The organism is Acidithiobacillus ferriphilus (assembly GCF_018854775.1).
Lineage (GTDB): Bacteria > Pseudomonadota > Gammaproteobacteria > Acidithiobacillales > Acidithiobacillaceae > Acidithiobacillus > Acidithiobacillus ferriphilus.
Genome location: NZ_JAAZTY010000253.1, coordinates 1 through 1,078, shown reverse-complemented (window position 1 = coordinate 1,078; position 1,078 = coordinate 1). Strand labels below are relative to the sequence as shown.

The following is a 1,078-nucleotide window of genomic DNA, read 5'->3' as shown; positions in this document are numbered from 1 at the left end:
ATACACTGGTAATTTACATGGGACTGGCACAGACAACGGAGATCCAGAGCGGCCTAATCGCCGGTGGACGGCATCCAGACACGCCGGTACTGGCGGTACATTGGGCGACCTTGCCACAGCAGCGCCATGTGCACACCCGGCTAAACCGGTTTTCCGATGTAATTCATGAAGCCGATCTTGGTAGTCCGACAATCATCATTGTGGGTGCGGCGGTACACCTGTCGCAACACCTATCATTGGAGGAAAACATCCCGGATGTTGTTAACGTATGATTGAGAATATTCGGAACGCATGATAATGAAAGAGACTACAGTTCATATTTTCAGGGATAAAGAGCGTCACATTGCAGCATGCCAGCTGGAGGACTCTAAAAATATAATTTTTGGGTTTTCCTTGGATGATGCACAACTCACCCCATTGCATATGCTAAACATAGCTCTTGGTCAATGCATAGCCGAACTCACCTTGCGGTTTCTGGAGCGCAGAAATCTAAAATCATGTTGCCTGACAAGCATCCGTATGACGGTAAAAAATACCGGTTCGGCCCGGATAGAATGTGCTGATGTCATATTGAAACTACCTTTACAATTGTCGGCAGAAGACGAAACAATTCTGATTAGGATACTGCATCAGTGTCCGATACATTCGGCCATTTCAGGGAGCGTTTCCACTAGGATTTTCATATGCGATGGCCGTGAACCAATTGCGCAGTATGAACAGGATCTATTAACCAACGTAAAGTAGCCCCCTCATTAAAAGGAATGCTTCATGAAAATTCTCGTCATCGGCGGCGGTATGGGTGGTACTATAGTCGCCGCCGAGAATGTCGCGGCCTTGATCAAGATCGGGTGCCCGATGCGGGAATATGACGGCAAGGTCTTCTGCTTCATTGAGGCGGGCAAGGATCGCGCCACCTATGCTTCGTTCAACTACAAGACGCCGCCCTCACCGTCGCGCCCATCATCCTGCCGAGCCATAGGATCTTTCTTACCTCATTTGGCGCCCCCGCACGCCTACCACCAGGAGGCCTTACCGGCACAGCGCCGCCAAACGACTCCCGCAAACGGCGTCCGCAGTT

The 1,078-nt window shown here is 50.5% G+C and carries 2 pseudogenes; both read left to right on the top strand.

Features of this window, described 5'->3' with window-relative positions:
* Positions 1-272 (top strand): annotated as a pseudogene (locus HF921_RS12980) (uroporphyrinogen-III C-methyltransferase); the annotation flags it as partial.
* Positions 273-768: 496 nt separating this feature from the next.
* Positions 769-1,078: pseudogene (locus HF921_RS12975) on the top strand (hypothetical protein); the annotation flags it as partial.